18 protein-coding genes, 1 tRNA gene and 1 pseudogene are annotated in these 19,060 nt (G+C 40.9%); 8 read left to right on the forward strand and 12 right to left on the reverse strand.

The features are described 5' to 3' along the window. The first annotated feature begins 501 nt into the window (after positions 1-501). From FIB07_04380 to FIB07_04410, 7 genes and pseudogenes are all read left to right on the forward strand, one after another. On the forward strand, positions 502-1,065 hold the full coding sequence (locus FIB07_04380) for a nucleotidyltransferase (protein ID NJD52085.1): 564 nt from the start codon (positions 502-504) through the stop codon (positions 1,063-1,065). Between the two features lie 50 nt (positions 1,066-1,115). Continuing rightward, the gene (locus FIB07_04385) at positions 1,116-1,484 is read left to right on the forward strand and encodes a HEPN domain-containing protein (protein NJD52086.1); all 369 of its coding nucleotides are present in this window, start codon (positions 1,116-1,118) and stop codon (positions 1,482-1,484) included. A gap of 37 nt (positions 1,485-1,521) precedes the next feature. Beyond that, positions 1,522-4,587 (forward strand): type I restriction endonuclease subunit R, encoded by a 3,066-nt coding sequence (locus tag FIB07_04390; protein NJD52087.1) that lies wholly within the window; start codon positions 1,522-1,524, stop codon positions 4,585-4,587. A gap of 65 nt (positions 4,588-4,652) precedes the next feature. Further along, positions 4,653-4,860, forward strand: a pseudogene (locus FIB07_04395) (phage antirepressor protein). A 122-nt stretch (positions 4,861-4,982) separates the two neighbouring features. Next, positions 4,983-5,192 (forward strand): hypothetical protein, encoded by a 210-nt coding sequence (locus tag FIB07_04400; protein ID NJD52088.1) that lies wholly within the window; start codon positions 4,983-4,985, stop codon positions 5,190-5,192. A gap of 429 nt (positions 5,193-5,621) precedes the next feature. Continuing rightward, positions 5,622-5,858 carry a hypothetical protein gene (locus FIB07_04405; protein ID NJD52089.1) on the forward strand — a complete coding sequence of 79 codons (237 nt, stop codon included), beginning with the start codon at positions 5,622-5,624 and terminating at the stop codon, positions 5,856-5,858. 32 nt (positions 5,859-5,890) lie between these two features. After that, on the forward strand, positions 5,891-6,256 hold the full coding sequence (locus FIB07_04410) for a hypothetical protein (protein NJD52090.1): 366 nt from the start codon (positions 5,891-5,893) through the stop codon (positions 6,254-6,256). A gap of 147 nt (positions 6,257-6,403) precedes the next feature. On the opposite strand, the gene FIB07_04415 is transcribed toward FIB07_04410, so the two are convergent. Further along, positions 6,404-7,672, reverse strand: a complete 1,269-nt coding sequence (locus FIB07_04415; protein NJD52091.1) for an amidohydrolase family protein — start codon at positions 7,670-7,672, stop codon at positions 6,404-6,406. 90 nt (positions 7,673-7,762) lie between these two features. Here FIB07_04415 and FIB07_04420 point away from each other — a divergent pair, with 90 nt between their 5' ends. Beyond that, complete coding sequence (locus FIB07_04420; protein ID NJD52092.1) at positions 7,763-8,935, forward strand: argininosuccinate synthase; 1,173 nt, start codon at positions 7,763-7,765, stop codon at positions 8,933-8,935. Positions 8,936-8,970: 35 nt separating this feature from the next. Here the strand turns inward: FIB07_04420 and FIB07_04425 are convergent, their stop codons facing one another. The 11 genes from FIB07_04425 to FIB07_04475 form a co-directional block, all read right to left on the reverse strand. Next, positions 8,971-9,192 carry a hypothetical protein gene (locus FIB07_04425; protein NJD52093.1) on the reverse strand — a complete coding sequence of 74 codons (222 nt, stop codon included), beginning with the start codon at positions 9,190-9,192 and terminating at the stop codon, positions 8,971-8,973. Further along, positions 9,189-11,156 carry a hypothetical protein gene (locus FIB07_04430; protein NJD52094.1) on the reverse strand — a complete coding sequence of 656 codons (1,968 nt, stop codon included), beginning with the start codon at positions 11,154-11,156 and terminating at the stop codon, positions 9,189-9,191. Before FIB07_04430 ends, FIB07_04425 begins: the two co-directional genes overlap by 4 nt. A gap of 122 nt (positions 11,157-11,278) precedes the next feature. Then, positions 11,279-11,352: transfer RNA gene (locus FIB07_04435), tRNA-Val, on the reverse strand. A gap of 52 nt (positions 11,353-11,404) precedes the next feature. Further along, the gene (locus FIB07_04440) at positions 11,405-11,995 is read right to left on the reverse strand and encodes a hypothetical protein (GenBank protein NJD52095.1); all 591 of its coding nucleotides are present in this window, start codon (positions 11,993-11,995) and stop codon (positions 11,405-11,407) included. 86 nt (positions 11,996-12,081) lie between these two features. Further along, the gene (locus FIB07_04445) at positions 12,082-13,326 is read right to left on the reverse strand and encodes a hypothetical protein (protein NJD52096.1); all 1,245 of its coding nucleotides are present in this window, start codon (positions 13,324-13,326) and stop codon (positions 12,082-12,084) included. 171 nt (positions 13,327-13,497) lie between these two features. Then, positions 13,498-13,899, reverse strand: coding sequence for a hypothetical protein (locus tag FIB07_04450; GenBank protein ID NJD52097.1), 402 nt, complete (start codon positions 13,897-13,899; stop codon positions 13,498-13,500). Positions 13,900-14,073: 174 nt separating this feature from the next. Beyond that, positions 14,074-15,399, reverse strand: coding sequence for a HAMP domain-containing protein (locus FIB07_04455; GenBank protein ID NJD52098.1), 1,326 nt, complete (start codon positions 15,397-15,399; stop codon positions 14,074-14,076). A 160-nt stretch (positions 15,400-15,559) separates the two neighbouring features. Next, the gene (locus FIB07_04460; protein ID NJD52099.1) at positions 15,560-15,778 is read right to left on the reverse strand and encodes a hypothetical protein; all 219 of its coding nucleotides are present in this window, start codon (positions 15,776-15,778) and stop codon (positions 15,560-15,562) included. Between the two features lie 61 nt (positions 15,779-15,839). Next, positions 15,840-16,790, reverse strand: a complete 951-nt coding sequence (locus tag FIB07_04465; GenBank protein NJD52100.1) for a hypothetical protein — start codon at positions 16,788-16,790, stop codon at positions 15,840-15,842. Between the two features lie 412 nt (positions 16,791-17,202). Next, positions 17,203-17,715 (reverse strand): chemotaxis protein CheW, encoded by a 513-nt coding sequence (locus tag FIB07_04470; protein NJD52101.1) that lies wholly within the window; start codon positions 17,713-17,715, stop codon positions 17,203-17,205. A gap of 9 nt (positions 17,716-17,724) precedes the next feature. Continuing rightward, on the reverse strand, positions 17,725-19,050 hold the full coding sequence (locus FIB07_04475) for a methyl-accepting chemotaxis protein (protein ID NJD52102.1): 1,326 nt from the start codon (positions 19,048-19,050) through the stop codon (positions 17,725-17,727). Positions 19,051-19,060: the final 10 nt, after the last annotated feature.

Raw genomic sequence — 19,060 nt, forward strand, 5'->3', positions numbered from 1 at the left:
TATACATTGTTTTTATCCTATTTATAGCTATGTATAAACTGAATATATGTTATAAAATATAAGTTAAATTAAAAATACCATTATTAGTTAGTTACCGTAATTAAGGGATACTGAGTCACGCTGTCTGGTCAATTTTAATTCCATTGAAAAATTAATTACATTTTACAAAAGGGATAAGCCATATAATGTTATTTATAATATTTTTGAAATTGACGGATTAGCACAAATAGACCTTATAGATGTAGAGATTATTCTTGATGCTCATCATATTGGTTTGCAGGTTGGAGAGTTATTTTTTATAACAGGTGATTATTTGCACATTATTCCGAGAAGAGAGATAATTAAAAAGAATACTTCTATAAAAGACGTAATAGGATTGGGAGAGTTTCAAGCAGAAAGGAGCTGATGATGGGCGAAATTCGGGCGAGAAATTGAACCTGCGATGATCGCGGAAAGATTTTTATACTGAACTTACGTTTAATATACTGAACGGTGGTTCATTTGATTGAACTATTCAGAACATATGTAAAATGGAAAATCCTGTCTCATTTCCTGGCAAATCCAAATATCCCTTTCCACATTAAACAGCTTGCAAGGATACTTAATGTCAGCCCTGCAAGCGTGAGCGGTGCTGTAAAGTCCTTCGAGGAGTATGGGCTGCTTTCGAAGGAAGAAAAAGGGCTGGCTCATATTTACAAGCTGGAATCTGATAATAGCATGGTTGCGCCGCTGAAAAAGGCATACGGGATCGCATTTGTGCTGTCATCAAAACCAAAAGAGAAATTCCTTGAAATAGATCCGAATATTATCTCTCTTGCCCTTTTTGGAAGCTTTGCAAAAGGCAGTTTTGATGAAAAAAGTGACATCGATTTTCTGATAGTGACATCTGCAAGGAAAGAAATGTTCATAAAAGCAGCAAAACGACTGGAGGAAGAATTGGAAAAAGAGGTAAGTTTATCTGTTTTAAAATTATCAGAATGGAGGACTATGGCAAAAAAGGATGATGCATTTTATAAAAGAGTTGTTGAAAATCACATCCTGCTCTATGGGAGCGGTTTAAAATGAAAATGGCAGAATGCTTCCAGAAGGGACTTCTGAAAAGAATAACGTCTGATATGGAAAATGCCCTTCGTTCCCTTGAGCTTTCAAGGAGCAATATTGAGGATGCGGCTGAGAATATGTCCATACATCGTTATAGAGTAGTGGCTATATCGAGTTACTCATCCATGTTTCATGCAGCAAGAGCCATCCTTTTCAGGGATGGGATAAAAGAGCGCAGTCATGAATGTATCCCTGTTTATCTTAAGGAAAAGTATCCGCAATTGGAGACTTTAGCAAATATTCTTGATTCATACCGAAGATTCAGGCACGATGCAATTTATGGGCTTGATTTCGCAATTGATGATAAAGAAGCAAAAGCTGCCCTGGATTCTGCACAAGAAATTCTTGAGAAAATAAGAATTTTCATAGGTGAAGATAAATGAATGTTATTTTGTCTGCAAAAGAATATGGGGCGACCGCATGACTGGAATGACTGAATCAGAAGTTGAAGTAGCGGCTCTTGAAGTACTTTCAGATTTAGGATACAAAACCATTTATGGTCTCGATATTGCACCTGATGGTATATCTCCTGAACGGCAGAGCTATTCTGATGTTATTCTGACGGAAAGGCTGAGAGATGCCATTGACAGGTTTAATCCAGATATACCGGAAGAAGCAAGGGAGGAAGTTGTTAAAAAAGTGTTGAGGTCCGAAAGTCCTCTTCTCATTATTAACAACCAGAGCTTTCATAAGATGCTTGTTAATGGCGTTGATGTTGAATATAGAAGAAAAGACGGGAGCATAGCCGGAGATAAGGTCTGGCTCTTTGATTTCAATAACCCACAAAATAATGAGTTCCTGGCAGTAAATCAGTTCACAGTCCTTGAAAACAACAATAACAGAAGGCTGGATATAATCCTTTTCATAAACGGGCTTCCTCTTGTAGTCATTGAACTGAAAAACCCGGCAGATGAGAATGCAACCATCTGGACTGCTTTTAACCAGCTAGAAACCTACAAAGCCCAGATTCCCTCGCTTTTCCCTTATAATGAAATTTTAGTCATCAGCGATGGAATAGAAGCAAGAGCAGGAACAATAACCTCCAACAAAGAGAGGTTCATGCCATGGAAAACTATCGAAGGAAATGAGACTGCATCATCTGCAATGCCTCAGCTGGAAGTACTGTTCCAGGGGATGTTTGATAAAAAAATTCTGCTTGACCTGATAAGGCACTTCATGGTCTTTGAACAGGAACGGCAGGACATTCATAAAAAACTTGCTGCCTATCACCAATACCATGCTGTCAATAAAGCAATTGAAGCAACTCTTAAAGCTTCAAGCCCAATAGGTGATAAGCGCTGTGGTGTTGTTTGGCATACACAGGGTTCTGGTAAAAGCCTCACAATGGCTTTTTACACTGGAAAACTTGTCTTAGCTCTGGATAACCCTACGATTGTCGTGCTAACGGATAGGAATGATCTGGACGACCAGTTATTTGGCACATTCGGCCGCTGCCATGATTTACTGAGGCAAAAACCAGTACAGGCAACTTCAAGAAGTGAATTAAAGAAGCTCCTCATGGTTGCCTCAGGCGGAGTGGTCTTTACAACGATACAGAAATTCTTCCCCGAAGAGAAAGGAGATAGGTACCCTCTGCTCTCTGAAAGAAGAAATATCATCGTAATAGCAGACGAGGCGCACAGAAGCCAGTATGATTTTATTGATGGTTTCGCCAAATATATGAGGGATGCATTGCCCAATGCCTCATTTATCGGCTTCACCGGGACGCCAATAGAAAAAGCAGATAGAAGCACTCCTGCTGTATTTGGAAATTATATTGATATTTATGATATAGAGCAGGCAGTAGAAGACGGCGCAACAGTAAGGATTTATTACGAAAGCAGGCTTGCAAAACTTGAATTAAAGCCTGAGGAGCGCCCGAAAATCGATCCGGAATTTGAAGATGTCACAGAAGGCGAGGAAATAGAGAAGAAAGAAAAGCTGAAAAGCAAATGGGCAAGGCTTGAAGCAATTGTCGGGAGCGAAAAACGCATAAAGATCATTGCAAAGGATATTGTTGATCATTTCGAGAAGCGGCTTGAAGTACTTGAGGGGAAAGGCATGATCGTTTGCATGAGCAGGCGCATCTGCATTGAACTTCACAATGAGATCGTTAAATTGAGACCTGAATGGTATCATCGGGATGACGACAAGGGATTTGTCAAGGTTATTATGACCGGTTCTGCAAGTGACGATGTGAGCTGGCAAGAGCATATCCGGACCAAACCGCGGCGCAAAGCTTTAGGAGACCGCATGAAAGACCCTGCCGACCCTCTTAAAATTGCCATCGTGCGGGATATGTGGCTGACAGGATTTGATGCGCCAAGTCTGCATACAATGTATATTGACAAACCCATGCGAAGTCATGGATTGATGCAGGCTATTGCAAGGGTGAACCGTGTTTTTAAGGATAAGAAGGGAGGACTCGTTGTTGATTATCTTGGAATAGCAGATGAGTTAAAGAAGGCATTATCTGACTATACCGAAAGTGGTGGCAGGGGTAAAACAGTATTCGATAAAGAAGAAGCAGTTGCATTAATGCTTGAAAAATATGAACTTGTGGCAGAACTATTCCATGGTTTTGATTATGAAAGATTCTTCACTGCGTTGCCAAGAGAAAAGATGTCCATTATCCCGGCGGCTATGGAGCATGTGGTAAAGCAGGAGAATGGAAAAGAGAGATATCTTGAGTATGTAACCAGATTATCGCAGGCATTCGCCCTTGCCGTACCGCATGATGAAGCTTTAAAGATCAGGGATGAGGTTGGATTTTTCCAGGTAGTTCGGTCAGGTCTTACTAAAACTACTGTAACAGCAGGCAAACCACAGGAAGATTTAGATTCCGCTATCAGGCAGATTATATCCAAGGCTGTTGTTTCAGACAAAGTGATAGATATTTTTGATGCAGTTGGATTGAAAAAACCGGATATCTCAATACTATCGGATGAATTTTTAACCGAAGTTAAAAAGATGCCATACAAGAATCTTGCTTTTGAATTGCTCAGGAAGCTTCTGAATGATGAAATAAAAACAAGGTCAAAAAAGAATCTGATGCAGGGTAAGTCTTTTGCAGAGATGCTTGAAAAAGCGATTAAAAGATACCAGAATAAGAGTATTGAGACCGCGCAGGTTATTGAGGAATTGATAGAACTGGCAAAAGAGATGCGCGCGGCAAGACTTAGGGGAGAAAAATTAAATTTGAATGAAGAGGAACTTGCGTTCTATGATGCTCTGGAGGTAAATGACAGTGCAGTTAAAGTTCTGGGTGATGAAAAATTAGTAATCATTGCCAGAGAACTTGTTGATACTGTGCGTAAAAATGTAACAATCGACTGGACATTGAAAGAAAGTGTCCAGGCAAAACTTAGAGTCATGGTAAAAAGGATATTAAAGAAGTATGGTTATCCTCCAGATAAACAAAAGAAGGCAACAGAGACCGTGTTGGAACAGGCAAAATTAATATGTAAAGACCTATCTGAAGTGTAAACATTACGAAATTCTTTTTAAATATAACTTTGTTCAATTTTAACGTCATAACATTTTTTTTATTTGCTACATTTGGGTTAACGCCTGGTGAATACAAAAAGGTAAAAGGATTAAAGCGCCAGAATCTCAGGGATCATATGAATGACCTGGAATTGATTTTCACGATGCTTGGAGAGGCTATTGGAAAAAAGAAGTGGGGAAAAAGTAGTCTCCAAAGGGAATTATCTTACTGAACCTGAAATTAAAAAAAGCTTGAGAAGAGAAAAATCATGAGACAGAACGCGGATTTCGCGGATGCTCATGGATTTGTGAAAATCCGTCTGATCCGTGTTCCCGGTTCAAACCAAATTATAAAAACAAAAGATCGAAAGACAGGATTTACAGGATGAACAGGCTTGAAAACCGAAGCGCTGCCAATTGTTATGAACCTTAAACAGATCACCATCGCTAACCCCTACATCCTCGACGAGCAGTACACCGGCGCCGCCACGACTCCCGCACCGGAAATAACAGGAACGGGCGCTTCGACAAAAGAGACGCCGTTCCTTTCAGTGATGTTTACGCTGGCGACCTTGCTTGCTGCTTCGCGCTGGAGGCGCAGATAAATAGCCTATATTGTTATATTGAACTTTCACCGCAAAGAACGCAAAGGGCGCAAAGATTTTGCTGTTACACTTTACGTTCTTTGCGCCCTTTGCGGTTTATTCTATTGTTTCCTTGCGGGCGAAATATGAATGATTCACTATAACTGGATTGTAAAAGGGTTCTAATTGTTCTCTTGATCATGTTTTAATTACAATCATTGTATCTTCAACCTGTTTTCCTCAAGTATTCCAAATGCCGTATTTTTTCATTCATTATTTATGACTATTAAGGTATTGCTTACCTGTATATCTCTGGTTTCATAATATCACTATATTCAGATAATTAGCAATTTTGATATAAATATTGTGATAAAAAAAGAGATATTTGAGTGATAACTAAAATTATCATAATAGAAAGTTTTATAAAGTATAGTACCGATATAAGTTTTAATGCCTGATGATTCAGAAGATAAGTATTGGATATGGATACTTACCTTTACTGCTTTGATTTTCGCTATATATCCAATGATAAAGGACTATGCTGAAGACCCAGCAAAAACTATTTGGCATATGGAACTTACATTGTTTTTTGCATTTGTGTTAATTATGGTTGCCCATTTGTATTATAAATATATAAAGAATTATCAATTTAATATCAGAGGATTTTTTTTTTCGAGGAGAAATTAAGAATCATCAATTTAAAAAGGGTGGAACAAAAATTGCAGCTAATTGAACTACTTTTATTAATCGGCACTTTAGCTGCGGCTGTCCACTTAGAAAAGGATTTGATTTGGTTATATATGTTGTTTGCTCTATGTTCTATCGGTTATTTTATTGCTATTCAAAAACCTTTTTTCAGTGAATCCGAGTTAAAATGGATTTCTACAGTGTCTTTCATAATTGGTGGATTATTTTCTGGTGTTATAAATGGTAATCTTTTTCTTAGCCTACCAAAAGTCGTTTTGCCTCTATCTTTATCTTTAGTTTACGTTATAATCGTCTTAATCTTGTTCGTATTTTATTTTATAGGTTTTTCAATGATACTTTGGATAGCTTTGAAAAAATATGATGATTTTGAATATTAATAAAAAAGTGAATATATCGGCAATGCCCAAGTGAAGCCCCCAACAGCAGCAGAGCTGTCGGAGTATCTCATGGATAAGGCGACTGAGGTTGAATTGACAGTGGTTTGTCCCAGTTGCAGCAGAGCTGCGAGGTATACACGATTAAGATTACACTTCACTTTCAAGTCTTAACATCGCATCCATTCCTTCATCGATAACGTTCTTTTCATTCATCACAGAAACAACATGATCTTCCATCAGTACTTTTCCATCCACTATCACAGTCTTAACATCGCATCCCGATACGCCATTCACAAGCGCTGCAGGGATATTTGAAGATATAAACTGCGGTTTCCTCGTATCCACAATAATTATATCAGCCAGGCACCCTGCTTTGAGTACTCCCGCATTTATCCCCAGTGCCCGTGCACCATTGGCTGTGGCCATCTCAAGCACTGTTTGCGCAGTCATCGCCCGCAGGTCCCTGATCTTATGCAGCAACGCCGCTGCCCTCATCTCTTTCCACATATCGAGACCCGCTCCTGAAGCAGCGCCATCAGTGCCCAGAGCCACGTTAATTCCGATCTTCAGCATTTCAGGCACGCGCGCGACCCCGGCGCCAAGAGCCATATTGCTCGTCGGACAATGAATAACGTTAACTTCCTTATCCTTCAGTATTCCAATATCGTCATCAGATAACCAGATACAGTGCGCTGCGAGCACATTTGGGCCAAGCATGTTTATACTATTTAGCAGATTAATAGAACACATCCCATAGCTTTTTTTCATTAATTTGAGTTCGTCTTCAGTTTCAAGCACATGGATATGAATTCTTGCGCCATCTTTTTTGGCAAGTTCCTTTACTTTTATTAAAAATTCCTTCGAACAGGAAGCAGCCGAATGAGGCGCATACATAGTCGTGATCCTGCCATTTGCTGCGCCGTTCCATTTTTTTACAAATTTCTCCCTGTTTTTAAGTTTCGTTTCGGGATCTTCATTGAGCCCCTCTATCATCCCGTAGCCCAGCGCGGCTCTTATACCTGTTTCCTCTACAACTTTTGCCACTTCGTCCATATGAATGTACATATCAGCAAACGATGTAGTCCCTGATTTTATCATCTCAAGGATCCCCAGGCGGGCGCCTGCCCTTATAAATTCAGGAGTAAGTCTCATCTCAGCTTTCCGGATCTTTTCAGTCCATTCCCTGTATGGAAGCCCATCTGCATAACCCCGTAAAAGCGTCATTGGAAGATGCGTGTGGGCACTTACAAGACCGGGCATCACGACACAGCCTTTTGCATCGATTATTTTATCAGCTTTCACTTTTGTATCCTTTCCTGCAAAAGTTATCAAACCATTATCTACGGCTATCACACCATTTTTGATTATTTCGCCGCACTTAAGAAGGGTGCCCCCTTTGATTGCCAGGTCTGCCATGAACTGTATTAATATCGGCTAATATAAAATAAGTTTTCTAAAAAGCAAATGCAAAAACTTTTAATCATCTCTCACTATAATAGGCCACCCATGAAGAAAGTAGTACTTGCTTATTCAGGCGGGCTTGACACATCTGTGTGTATCCCCCTTTTGAAAGAACATTATGGTTGCGATTACGCTATTACAGTTACGGTTGATGTGGGGCAGCCGGCAAAAGAAATAGAACAGGCAGAAAAAAAGGCCGAAAAGATCAGCCAGAAACATTATACTATCGATGCTAAAGATGAATTCGTAAAAGATTACATTTTTCCCCTCATCAAGGCGAATGGCAGCTACGAAGGATATGTGCTTGGCACATCAATAGCACGTCCACTGATTGCAAAAAAGGTCGTGGAAGTAGCAAAAAAAGAAAAAGCACAGGTTCTTGCTCATGGATGTACCGGTAAAGGCAATGACCAGTTAAGATTTGAGACTATTTTCAGGAGCACTTCGCTGGAAGTCGTAGCCCCTATGAGGGATATGAACCTCACGCGTGAATGGGAAATGGAATATGCGAAAAAGAACGGTATCCCTGTAGCTGCAACCAGATCAAAGCCCTGGAGCGTGGATGAGAATATATGGAGCAGGAGCATCGAAGGCGGGCGGCTTGAAGAGCCGGATTTTGTTCCTCCTGAAGAGATATTTGAGTGGACAGTTTCACCGGAAAAAGCGCCTGCTGCCCAAATTATCGATATAGGTTTTAAGAATGGAATTCCTGTATCGCTTGATGGTGAAAAATCAGATGGGGTTTCATTGATCCAGAAGCTCAACGCAATTGGCGGGGCGCATGGTGTGGGGCGCACTGATATGATCGAAGACAGGGTTCTCGGGATCAAGGCAAGGGAGAACTATGAGCATCCCGCAGCTACGATATTGCTTATGGCGCATAAAGATCTTGAGAAGCTTGTCCTGACAAGAGATGAATTGAGGTTCAAGTCAATTGTCGATGATACATGGAGCGAACTTGCCTACAAAGGTCTTGTGGATGAGCCGCTTTATTCGGATTTGAACGTTTTTATTGATAAGACGCAGGAAAGAGTGACCGGGTCTGTAAAAGTTAAGCTCTACAAAGGAAGCGCAAAGGTCATTGCAAGAAATTCACCCTATGCATTATATTCTGCAGATATATCATCTTTTGACAGCAAAACCATAGACCAGAAGGATGCAGAAGGATTCTGCAAATATCACGGCTTCCAGGCGCGGTTGTTCAAGAAGCTGGGATAAGATATGATATTTCAAGAAAAAAAAGAAAATGGGCTTTATATCAATGAGCCCATATCCACATTCTCATCCGCGCTTGAAAGCGGTTCCTCTACAAGCAGGTCTTTTTCACCGGGAACGCTCAGGTTCCCATCAATTTCCGCCCCTGTAGCAGGTTGCTGTTGCTGTCCAGGCTTATCATCTGCTCTCTTATCCGTGCAGCCAGAAAACAGCACTGCAAGGATAAGGAGACATGCCAGTGTCAGATGTAGTTTTCTCATTTAGCTTTCCTCCTTGAGATCGCGTTACTCTTGAGCTCTTTGAATTTATCCTGCGCTTTCTTGAGGTCATCCTTTGCCCCGCTAAAGTCGCCAGCCTTGTATTTAGACTCAGCTGAATCCACAAGACCCTTTATTTCATCGATTCCCGCACTTTCAGCAGAAACATCGATACCGCGCTTCTGAGCAGCAGCCAGAGCCGTTTCACTCTTTGCGATAATATCTCTTGCCTTTGTTATTGCAGCAGCGAACCTCTGGCTCTGCCCTGCGGTCTTTGCAAGTTCGACAAGCTCCTTGTATTTGTTTTTTATCTGATCTCTTACGGTCTTGTATGCCTCAACTTCAGGTTTTGTGCACTTACCCAGACCCTCGCCAGTGCAAGCAGAGATACCTTCGTTCATGGAATCGACAAAAGCGCTTCTCAGACTGCTTATTTCATCAAGCTTTGCCTGGAGGGCGCTTACATCAATACCCTTTTCCTTTGCCTTGTCCAATCTTCCCTGGGCTCTTGCAAGTGCCAGGTCAAAAAACTCAAGGTTCCTGTCCTTTCTGGCTTCCCTGGCTTCGGTAACAAGAGAGTCGAAATAATCGCTGTTCGCGGAAAGTGCAGCGTTTAGCGCATCTTTTGCGGCTGATTCATTGCCTGATACAAGCGTTTTGGTTTCTGTCCTGAAGCTTGTGACCGTATCTTTCATCTGCGAGATTATGCTCTTCCCGCCCGGGTAATCGTTCTTCTCAGCCGCAGCTTTTAGCTGGTCTGCAAGTAAAACGAATTTATCTTTCAACGTCACAAGTTTTGAAGCGTCTTTGCCAGCGGACTGGACATATCCGATAATCGCTTCCATCCCTATCCTGTGCTTCTCAACAGGTAACAGGGCATACTTGTAGAGCATCCACGCCTGTTTTGTCTTTATTACGGACTCTGCCGGAGCGGGTGCGCTATCCTCGTCAAAGGTCTTAGCAGTTATGGCATCTGATGCCGCTTCCGCGTTGGGTTCTGTTATAGTCTCTACTGTTGGCACACCTGCAGGTTCACTTTCAACAGGGGCTGAATTTACCTCTGCTTCTGTGATGTCCGAGGTAGTAAGTTCATTTGCCCTGTATGCCTCTTTGACAAGCCAGAGCACATCGGCTTTGCGCAGTTCCCCGCGCTTGATGGCTTCAAGGAGTATCGATCTCACATCATCCCTTGTAAGTTCGCCTGCTTTATATGCTTCCACAATGAGCCATTTGACATCAGCCCTCGTTAGCTCGCCGTGGCGGTAAGCTGCTGTGATAATAATGCGTAAATCCTCGCGCGTAAGCTCATTGTTCTTGTATGCCTGGATGAGCAGCCATTTAACATCATCGCGCTTGAGTTCGTTGTGATTATATGCAACGATAATTATTTCACGGATATCATCCCGCGTAAGCTCTCCAGCCTTATAAGCCCCAGCTATGAGCCATTTCATGTCCTCGCGGGTGAGTTCGCCGTTCTTGTATGCATGGGTTATTATCCATGCAATGTCGTCGCGTTTGAGTTCACCGGTTTTATAAGCTTCCATGATAAGGAACTTCATATCTGCCCTGGTTAGCTCGTTGTTCTTGTATGCCTGCGCGATTATGAACCGCAGGTCATCCCTTGTAAGCTCGCCATTCTTATAAGCTTCAGTGAGAATCCATCTTAAGTCCGCACGCGTGAGCTTGCCTTCTTTATACATTTCGCCAAGCAACCACCTCATATCCTCCCTTTTCAGGACATTATGATTGTAAGCCGTTGTTATCGCTTTTTTCAGGTCTGCTTTTGTAAGCGTTCCTGCTGTATATTTATTGCTAAGTTCGGTTTTAACTGCATCACGGGTTATTTTGTTCTTTGAATAATCTGAAATAACTCCTGTCTCTGGACTGACTGGGTCGTCAGCTCCTGCAACTGCCGTTACCGCGGTTAAAACCATTGCCACAAGTAATAAGGTTTTAACTCTATTCATACAATTTCGGCCTCCTTTGACCTGAGATTATATTCTCACTTTAAATATTTAAACCTTGACTCCACAATTTTTTAGGAATATTCAATTCCAAAGAACCAGTCCTATTTTTGCAATTCCTGATATGGGCCCGCTGAGATTCGAACTCAGGACCTCCGCTGTGTGAGAGCGACGTCATAACCGGCTAGACCACGAGCCCTTTATTGTGCCTGATAAGATTGTATTACTAATAAGATTTGCTATATAAAAATTTAATTTGTATTCGTATTTGTGCCTTCTTTCCAGACCCGGACAACTTTTCTTTCATCAGGATCAACAAGCGCGGAAATACCTTTCCATGAAACGCTAAGCAGGGTTTTTGGCAGGTAGAATTTTTCAGATGTTTTGGGTAAAATCCGTTTCACGGAAGGGATACCCAGATTGCTAACAGATGTAGCCAGATCCCTGTCAGTTAACGCTATCCCGATAGCATCGTTCCTGTAAGTCGCAGGTATCGCTTCAAGAAGATAGCCTGTCATCAACAATTCATTTTTTTCAAATACAAAATCGTATATATCAGGAATTTCCGAATCAAGTGTAGTGGCTGTTACCTTGATATCGATCTTATTCGTATCACCTTTTGTACTGATATTCACCAGTTCATACTCCGTTTTATAAGGAGTTATTTCCAGAAATAACAATTCTTCGATCTTTCCGGCATTATCCGGCCGGTCACCCTGCCATTGGACATTATGTACCCATTCAGGCCTGACATTTGAATTTAAGTTCCCCTGGTCAAGAGCAAGCCCGATACCAAGTCCGAGAATCAGCAATATAATAGTAACTATTATTTTATTATCCATTTTCTAACCTCCATAAACATTTTCCTATATGGAATAGGTCTTTTCACATGCACCCGGGAAAATAAACAGGAACAAACAGGAGAGGATTACTCCCCTATTTGTATAGAGTATTCAAAACTCTCTGTGTTCTTTGGCAGCACTTTTAGTGTCCATTCGCCTATCAAACCGCCCGTCTCATAGGTTTCTAAAAGCCGGTCTCCATTTTCCTGGTATATTCCCTTGCTGTCAAGTTCCCATGGCGGGATCTGGCCGCCCATATTCACCATACCTCTAATCACTGTCTTTGTGACATTAAGGTCAACCGGACCATTGGGCCCAATAAGTGTTGTTTCAAAAGATGGATCTTTCTTATTTTTTCCAGTTGCCATCCCGTATGGATACCCGTAATTAGAACCGGAGCTTATCTCAATAGTCAGTGGCTTTACCTCTTTCATGCTAAAACTCTTCACAAATGGCTCAGATGGTTGCGTCCAGACATTGAAGCTTAACTGGACCCTGCTGTCCCATTCCTGAATTGATGGGTCATCGATGTTAAGTTTTATGGCCCCGTTATAATAACCTTTTGCATCTGCGGGAACCTGCACATGGATTTTTACGGTTTCAGTCCCGCCAGCAGGAACATTGGCCGGTGAAGTTATTGTTATTGCATCATCGGTAAAAGCTGGCGCCATCTGCCCTGGCCCGCCGTAGAACATGTTATCATTACTCATTTTGGGATCGATTTTTATTGCTTCCGTCCCGATATTCTTGAGTTTTACCTCAAAGTCATAACCTCTTCCTGCTTCAAGCATATCGTTTATATATGGTGCCATTATCTGTATCTTTGGTTTAGTCCACACATCAATTGACATCTGCAGCGCATGAATATAATTAGGGACAGGACTTGGATATGGCGTTGGCATGGTTTCATCCGTGAATGCCACCTGGACACCGGAATTACCTATTGATGCATCTCCCGGTACGGTAACTTTAATGGTGAATTTCTGGTTTCCCCCTGCTGGTATTTCTGCACTCTCAGGAGTGACTGTGATCCATGCCGGATCCACATTGTATCCCCCGTATGGCGCTAATACTATATTGGGTTTGACGCTAACTGCTTTTTTCTCTTTGTTCCTGATTGTGACCGTCGTTTCTTTGTTTTCTCCCGGCATTAACCTGAAATTCGTATATTGGGGAGAAATTTCAATCTTTGTGAAATTAAATGCCTGATCTGGCGCTGGCATAACACCAGCAGGCATCTTTTCGACTGTAGCTACCTGTTCGCTTGAAACAGTGCCTGCAAACATTGCAAACACAAGCATGCAAGCCAGGATACCTGTATATTTATTCATTTAATTAAACCTCCTTACTCTAAATTAATTTAACTGGTCTAAAAAAAGACGAGTTTATTGTTTATTAGTGAAACTTAGTAATAAATCTTGTGGTTAAAATCTTAATCTTCAAGAAAGAAGAATAAGGCCAATGTGGGGATAGAATTTCAAGAGCGTGAATACAATTCCAATTTAATAATTTACTTCTTTACTAATATTTAAATAATACAATTGACAGGCAACTTTTGAAACAACCAAAACAGCCACCAGAATGAATAAAACACCTCGTGTATCGATCAATGAGGGGTAATCATCAAACAATATTGCCAATATGGAAATAGTTGATATTGCTGCAATGAAGGCAAAATCCGATGAAATCCCTGAAATCCGTTTCATCATTTCATCTGCTTTCATTTCGGCTCTATATTTTCTTTTTCGAACAATAAAATTCACCAGCAGAGCTATTCCGGCAACAGTCATTATGATTTCTTTTAAGAAGAAATTTCCATACAGGATACTGTAAACGGCTGCGACTATATATATCCAGATAAGTATTAACCATGTATCGGTTCCTTTCACTTTTTCTTTTTCCATAATTACAAGACCTCCATATGTTGTATAATTACAACATAATGTTGTATATTTATAACATTACTATATAAAACTTATGTTTTTGTTAGAAATATACAACTTTATTGGGAGGATTTCGCAATTTTTGGCGGAAAATAGAAGGTGTGAAAAATTGGTTGTTACCTCTTCTGCCTCCTTTTACCTGCCTGTTCTCTCACCTATATTGAACTTAGCAACTTCTACCTGCAATTCATTTGATAATCCTGCAAGTTCCTGGGCTGCATTAACAAGCTGGTCCATTGATGCGGTCTGCTCTTCTGCGGCTGCTGATGTTTCCTGTGTACCTGCTGCCGATTGTTCGCTTATGGCTGACACATCTTCAACAGATGCTGTTACTTCTTCAACGGATGCGGATTGTTGTTCTGCGGCTGCCGCAATTTCATTAATCATTGCTGCCACGTCTGCTGCTGCCCTGACTATATTATTTATCGCTGATACGGCGCCTTCCATTGTCTTTGTTCCTTCCTCAACAGTCTTTGTGCCTTTTTCCATTGCAACTACAGCCTGTTTCGTACCTTCCTGGATCTCTTTTATCAATCCGGTTATCTGGTTCGCAGCACTACGTGATTCCTCTGCCAGTTTCCTGACTTCATCCGCTACCACTGCAAAACCCCTGCCATGTTCTCCTGCTCTTGCTGCTTCTATTGCAGCGTTCAAGGCAAGGAGGTTTGTCTGGTCTGCGATATTTGTGATAACACCGATAATTTCACCTATCTTTTGTGACTTCCCATCAAGCTGCTTTATTACAGTTGCTGAATTATCTACTGTCGATCGGATTCCCGTCATGCTCTGTGCCACATCTTCCGACATCTTGCCTGCCTGCTGGGCAGTCGTGCTGGCTGTACTTGCGCTCTGGGCTGCTTTCTGTGAGTTCACCGCAACCTGCTGGATGCTTTCTGACATTTCCTTCATGGCGCGGGTAACTTCAGCCATCTTGGATGACTGCTGGCCCACACCTGTTGCAATTTCCTGTGTGGTGTTTGATATCTGGTCTGAGGAAGCTTTTATCTGCTTACTTGATGCGGAAAGTTCATGTGCCGTATTAGCTACTTTTGACGATACGTTCTGGACTTTACCTGCCAGATGCCTGAGGTTTGATGTCATTTTCCTGAAATATTCAGCCAGTTGTCCGAGTTCATCCTTTGAGGAGACATTTATTTCAGTTGTTAAATCCCCCTCTGATATCCTGTCGGCTGTATGGCTGAAATTATTCAATGGTTTCATGATTGAACGTGTCAATCCGATACACATGAGTATGGAAGAGACTATTGCGAATAAAATACACAGGATAATGGCCTGTCCAGGGTCAATATAAGCGCTTACACTCTTCCCGTATAAACCCATAAAACCCACGATCAGCATAAGAATATCAACAACAATGAAACCATAAGCGATTTTCATACCTATTTTGAACCTGTTAAGAGTCTGGTCATTGACTGAATCCATTATTTTCATTAATTCCATAATAAACCTCTAAAAATCGTTTTTAGGGAGATGCGATGTAATATTTAATTGAAAATTGATTTTTCCTGAATATAAGATATTTTGTGAAGAAAGTGTGAAATAGGAATAATAGACAATAAGATAATAATAATTTTATTAAAAATATAAAAAATTAGGATTTTCAGGTTGAGTTTACTGTTTTATACCAATCACATGTCAAACAGCTTGCTTTTTTTTGAGCAAAGGATCCTTGAACCTTGCCGCCACAGAAAGTTCCCGCTACAGCCCAGCAATCTCTGCCATGAGAAGGTGATGCGGGACAGATTCCCAATTCGCTTACTTTTTTTCCGCCTTTCTCTCTTCCGCAATTTTTTAATTCCCAGCAATTATTTGGTGCCATAACACTCGTTAATCTCTTCATATCATCATAAACCCAATTGTGAAAAATGTGTGAAATTCAATTATTTTTGTTTGAATAAAGCAATTTCATTTTTTAATTCACCCGATAATTCCGCTAACTCCCTGGCGATATCTGTGAACCTGCTTATAGATGCCACCTGCTCATGGACCTGTGCATCTGCTTCCTCAATAGCCGCATTATATTTTTTAGCGAGTATGGAAATGTCATCAACTGAGGATTTTACTTTTTCCATTGAAGTTGTCTCCATTTTTGCCATTTCAATTATTTCACCGAACATATTAGCAGCATTTTCAGACGCTTCAACTATACTATCTATTGAAGATATAGTGGAGTCGATCGTTCCTATGCCATCAGTAACGGTTTTTGTTCCATGATCCATGTTATTCACAGCCTTTTTAGTTTCCTGTTGTATACCTCTTATCAGTCCTGTGATTTCATTTGCCGAATTCCTTGATTCTTCTGCAAGTTTCTTTACTTCATTTGCCACAACAGCAAATCCTTTTCCATGATCTCCAGCGCGGGCTGCTTCAATTGCAGCATTCAGGGCAAGCAGGTTTGTCTGGTCTGCAATATTAGTTATTACTCCCACTATTTCACCTATCTTTTCAGAACTACTATCAAGATTCTTTATAACAACGGCAGATTTATTTACTGAGTTCTGAATATCCTTTATTTTGTTCATCAGGTCTTTTGATTTCTGGAGTAATTCTTTTGCTGTATTATTGGAATCTTTTGTAACCTGCGCCGTCCTTTCCGATCCAACTGTAACCTGCTGCTTGATGAGTGACATCTCATTTACGATCTCATTGATATTTTCTATTTTATTTGATTGCTGGCCTGATACTTCTGCTATACCCTTTGTATTATTTGATATATTATCAATTGAAGATTTCAACCCCCTGCTTGATTCAGAAAGCTCATGTGCTTTAGTTTCCACTGTTAAAGAGATATTCTGCACCTTTCCAGTAATACACCTGAGTGTAGATGTCATTTTTCTGAAGTATCCTGCAAGTCTTCCGAGTTCATCATTAGATATAAATTTAATATCTATTGTGAGATCTCCTGCAGATATTCGTTTAGCAGCGATATCAAATTCATTTAATGGCTTCATAATGGAACGTGTCAATCCAATGCATATGAATAGAGATGATGTGATTGCTAAAAAAATTAAAATTATGATTATCTCATCAGTGTCAATAAACGTGATAATTCTATCATGATAATAGCCAAAATACCCCACGATTAACCACAATATGTTAACTACAATGAAACCATAAGCGATTTTCAGTCCAATATTTAATCTATCAAGGGTTAACTTATTGACCTCATCTATAGTTTTCATAAAGCTCATAATATTACCTTTTAATTTTTATCTAATATATGTGTGAAAAAAAGCAGCGCCTTTACACGGTCGCTGCTTCTGTTGTTATTTTGTTTATATTATGAAGTTCGTTTGCACTGAGTATCTTATCAAGATTAAGCAAGATAAGCAGCCTGTCTTCCATCTTTCCTACGCCTCGCACATATTCCGTACCTATCTTATTGGCAATGACAGCAGGTGCCGGCTCAACACTGCTTTCAGGAAGGCGGATGACCTCACTTACTGCATCAACGATAAAACCCATCACTATCTCGCCGATATCTGCGACAATGATGCGGGTATTCTCATTGTTTTCTTTGCTTTCCATGCCCATTATCACATTAAGGTTTATCACCACGATTATCCTGCCGCGAAGGTTGATAATTCCCTTCACATATCCTGATGCCTGCGGTATCTTTGTGATATTGGTCATGCGGATGATCTCCTGCACGTTCATGATCTCGACACCGAACTCTTCAGTGCCGATATTAAAAACGACGAGCTGCAGCTCGTCGCCGGATTTTGCTTTTGCATCCTGTGGTTGTATTTGCGCCATTGTATCCTCCTATTCACCGATATTGAATTTGGCAACTTCATCCTGCAATTCATTTGATAATTTTGCAAGTTCCCTGGCTGCATTAACAAGCACATCCATTGTTGCTGCCTGCTCTTGTGCTGCTGCTGATGTTTCCTGTGTACCTGCTGCCGATTGTTCGCTTATGGCTGACACATCTTCAACAGATGCTGTTACTTCTTCAACGGATGCGGATTGTTGTTCTGTGGCTGCTGCAATTTCATTAATCATTGCTGCCACGTCTGCTGCTGCCCTGACTATCTGGTTGATAGCTGATACTGTGCTTTCCATGATTTTTGTTCCGTCAGAAACGGTCTGCTTACCCTGTTTCATGGCCACAACAGCCTGATTTGTACCCTGCTGTATCTCTTTTATCAGACTGGTTATCTGGTTTGCAGCACTACGTGATTCTTCAGCGAGTTTCCTTACTTCATCCGCTACCACTGCAAAGCCTCTTCCATGCTCTCCTGCACGTGCAGCTTCTATGGCTGCGTTCAATGCAAGAAGGTTTGTCTGGTCAGCGATATTAGTGATGACCCCTATTATCTCGCCTATTTGCTGTGATTTACCGTCAAGCTGTTTTATTACAGTTGCTGAATTATCCACTGTTGATTGGATCTCAGCAATCTTCTGCGTTACATCACCGGACATTTTACCAACCTGCGAAGCGGTAGTGCTTGCGGCAGTTGCGCCATCGGCTGCTTTTTGCGAGCTCGTTGCAACTTGCTGGACGCTCTGTGATATTTCCTTCATCGCACGGCTGACTTCACTAATCTTGGATGCCTGAGAGCTTATACCTGAAGAAATATTCTGCGTGGTGTTTGAAATCTGGTCTGTGGAAGCTTTCATTTCCTCACTTGATCCTGAAAGTTCCTGGGCAGTAATGGCTACCTTTGATGTGACATTCTGGACTTTGCCTGTTAGAGTCCGCAGATTTAAAGTCATTCTCTTGAAATATTCGGCAAGCTTTCCGAGTTCGTCCTTTGATGAGACATCTACTTCTATTGTTAAATCCCCCTCAGCGATCTTGTCAGCAGCATTCATAAATTCATTTAAAGGTTTCATTATAGAACGGGTCAGTCCTATACACATCAGTACGGATGAAAATATAATGAAAATAATACCAAGTATGATAGCCAGTTTCGGATCAATATAAACGCTTAAGCTCTCCTCATATAAACCTATAAATCCTATCATTAACATCAGTACATCAGCTACAATGAAGCTGTAAGTGATTTTCAAACCAATATTGAATTTATTAATGGTCAATTCATTTGCAGCATCGATTATTTTTATTATTTTCATTTTTATCTCCATATTTTTAAAA

The organism is Candidatus Methanoperedens sp., from assembly GCA_012026795.1.
In the GTDB taxonomy this organism is placed as follows: domain Archaea; phylum Halobacteriota; class Methanosarcinia; order Methanosarcinales; family Methanoperedenaceae; genus Methanoperedens.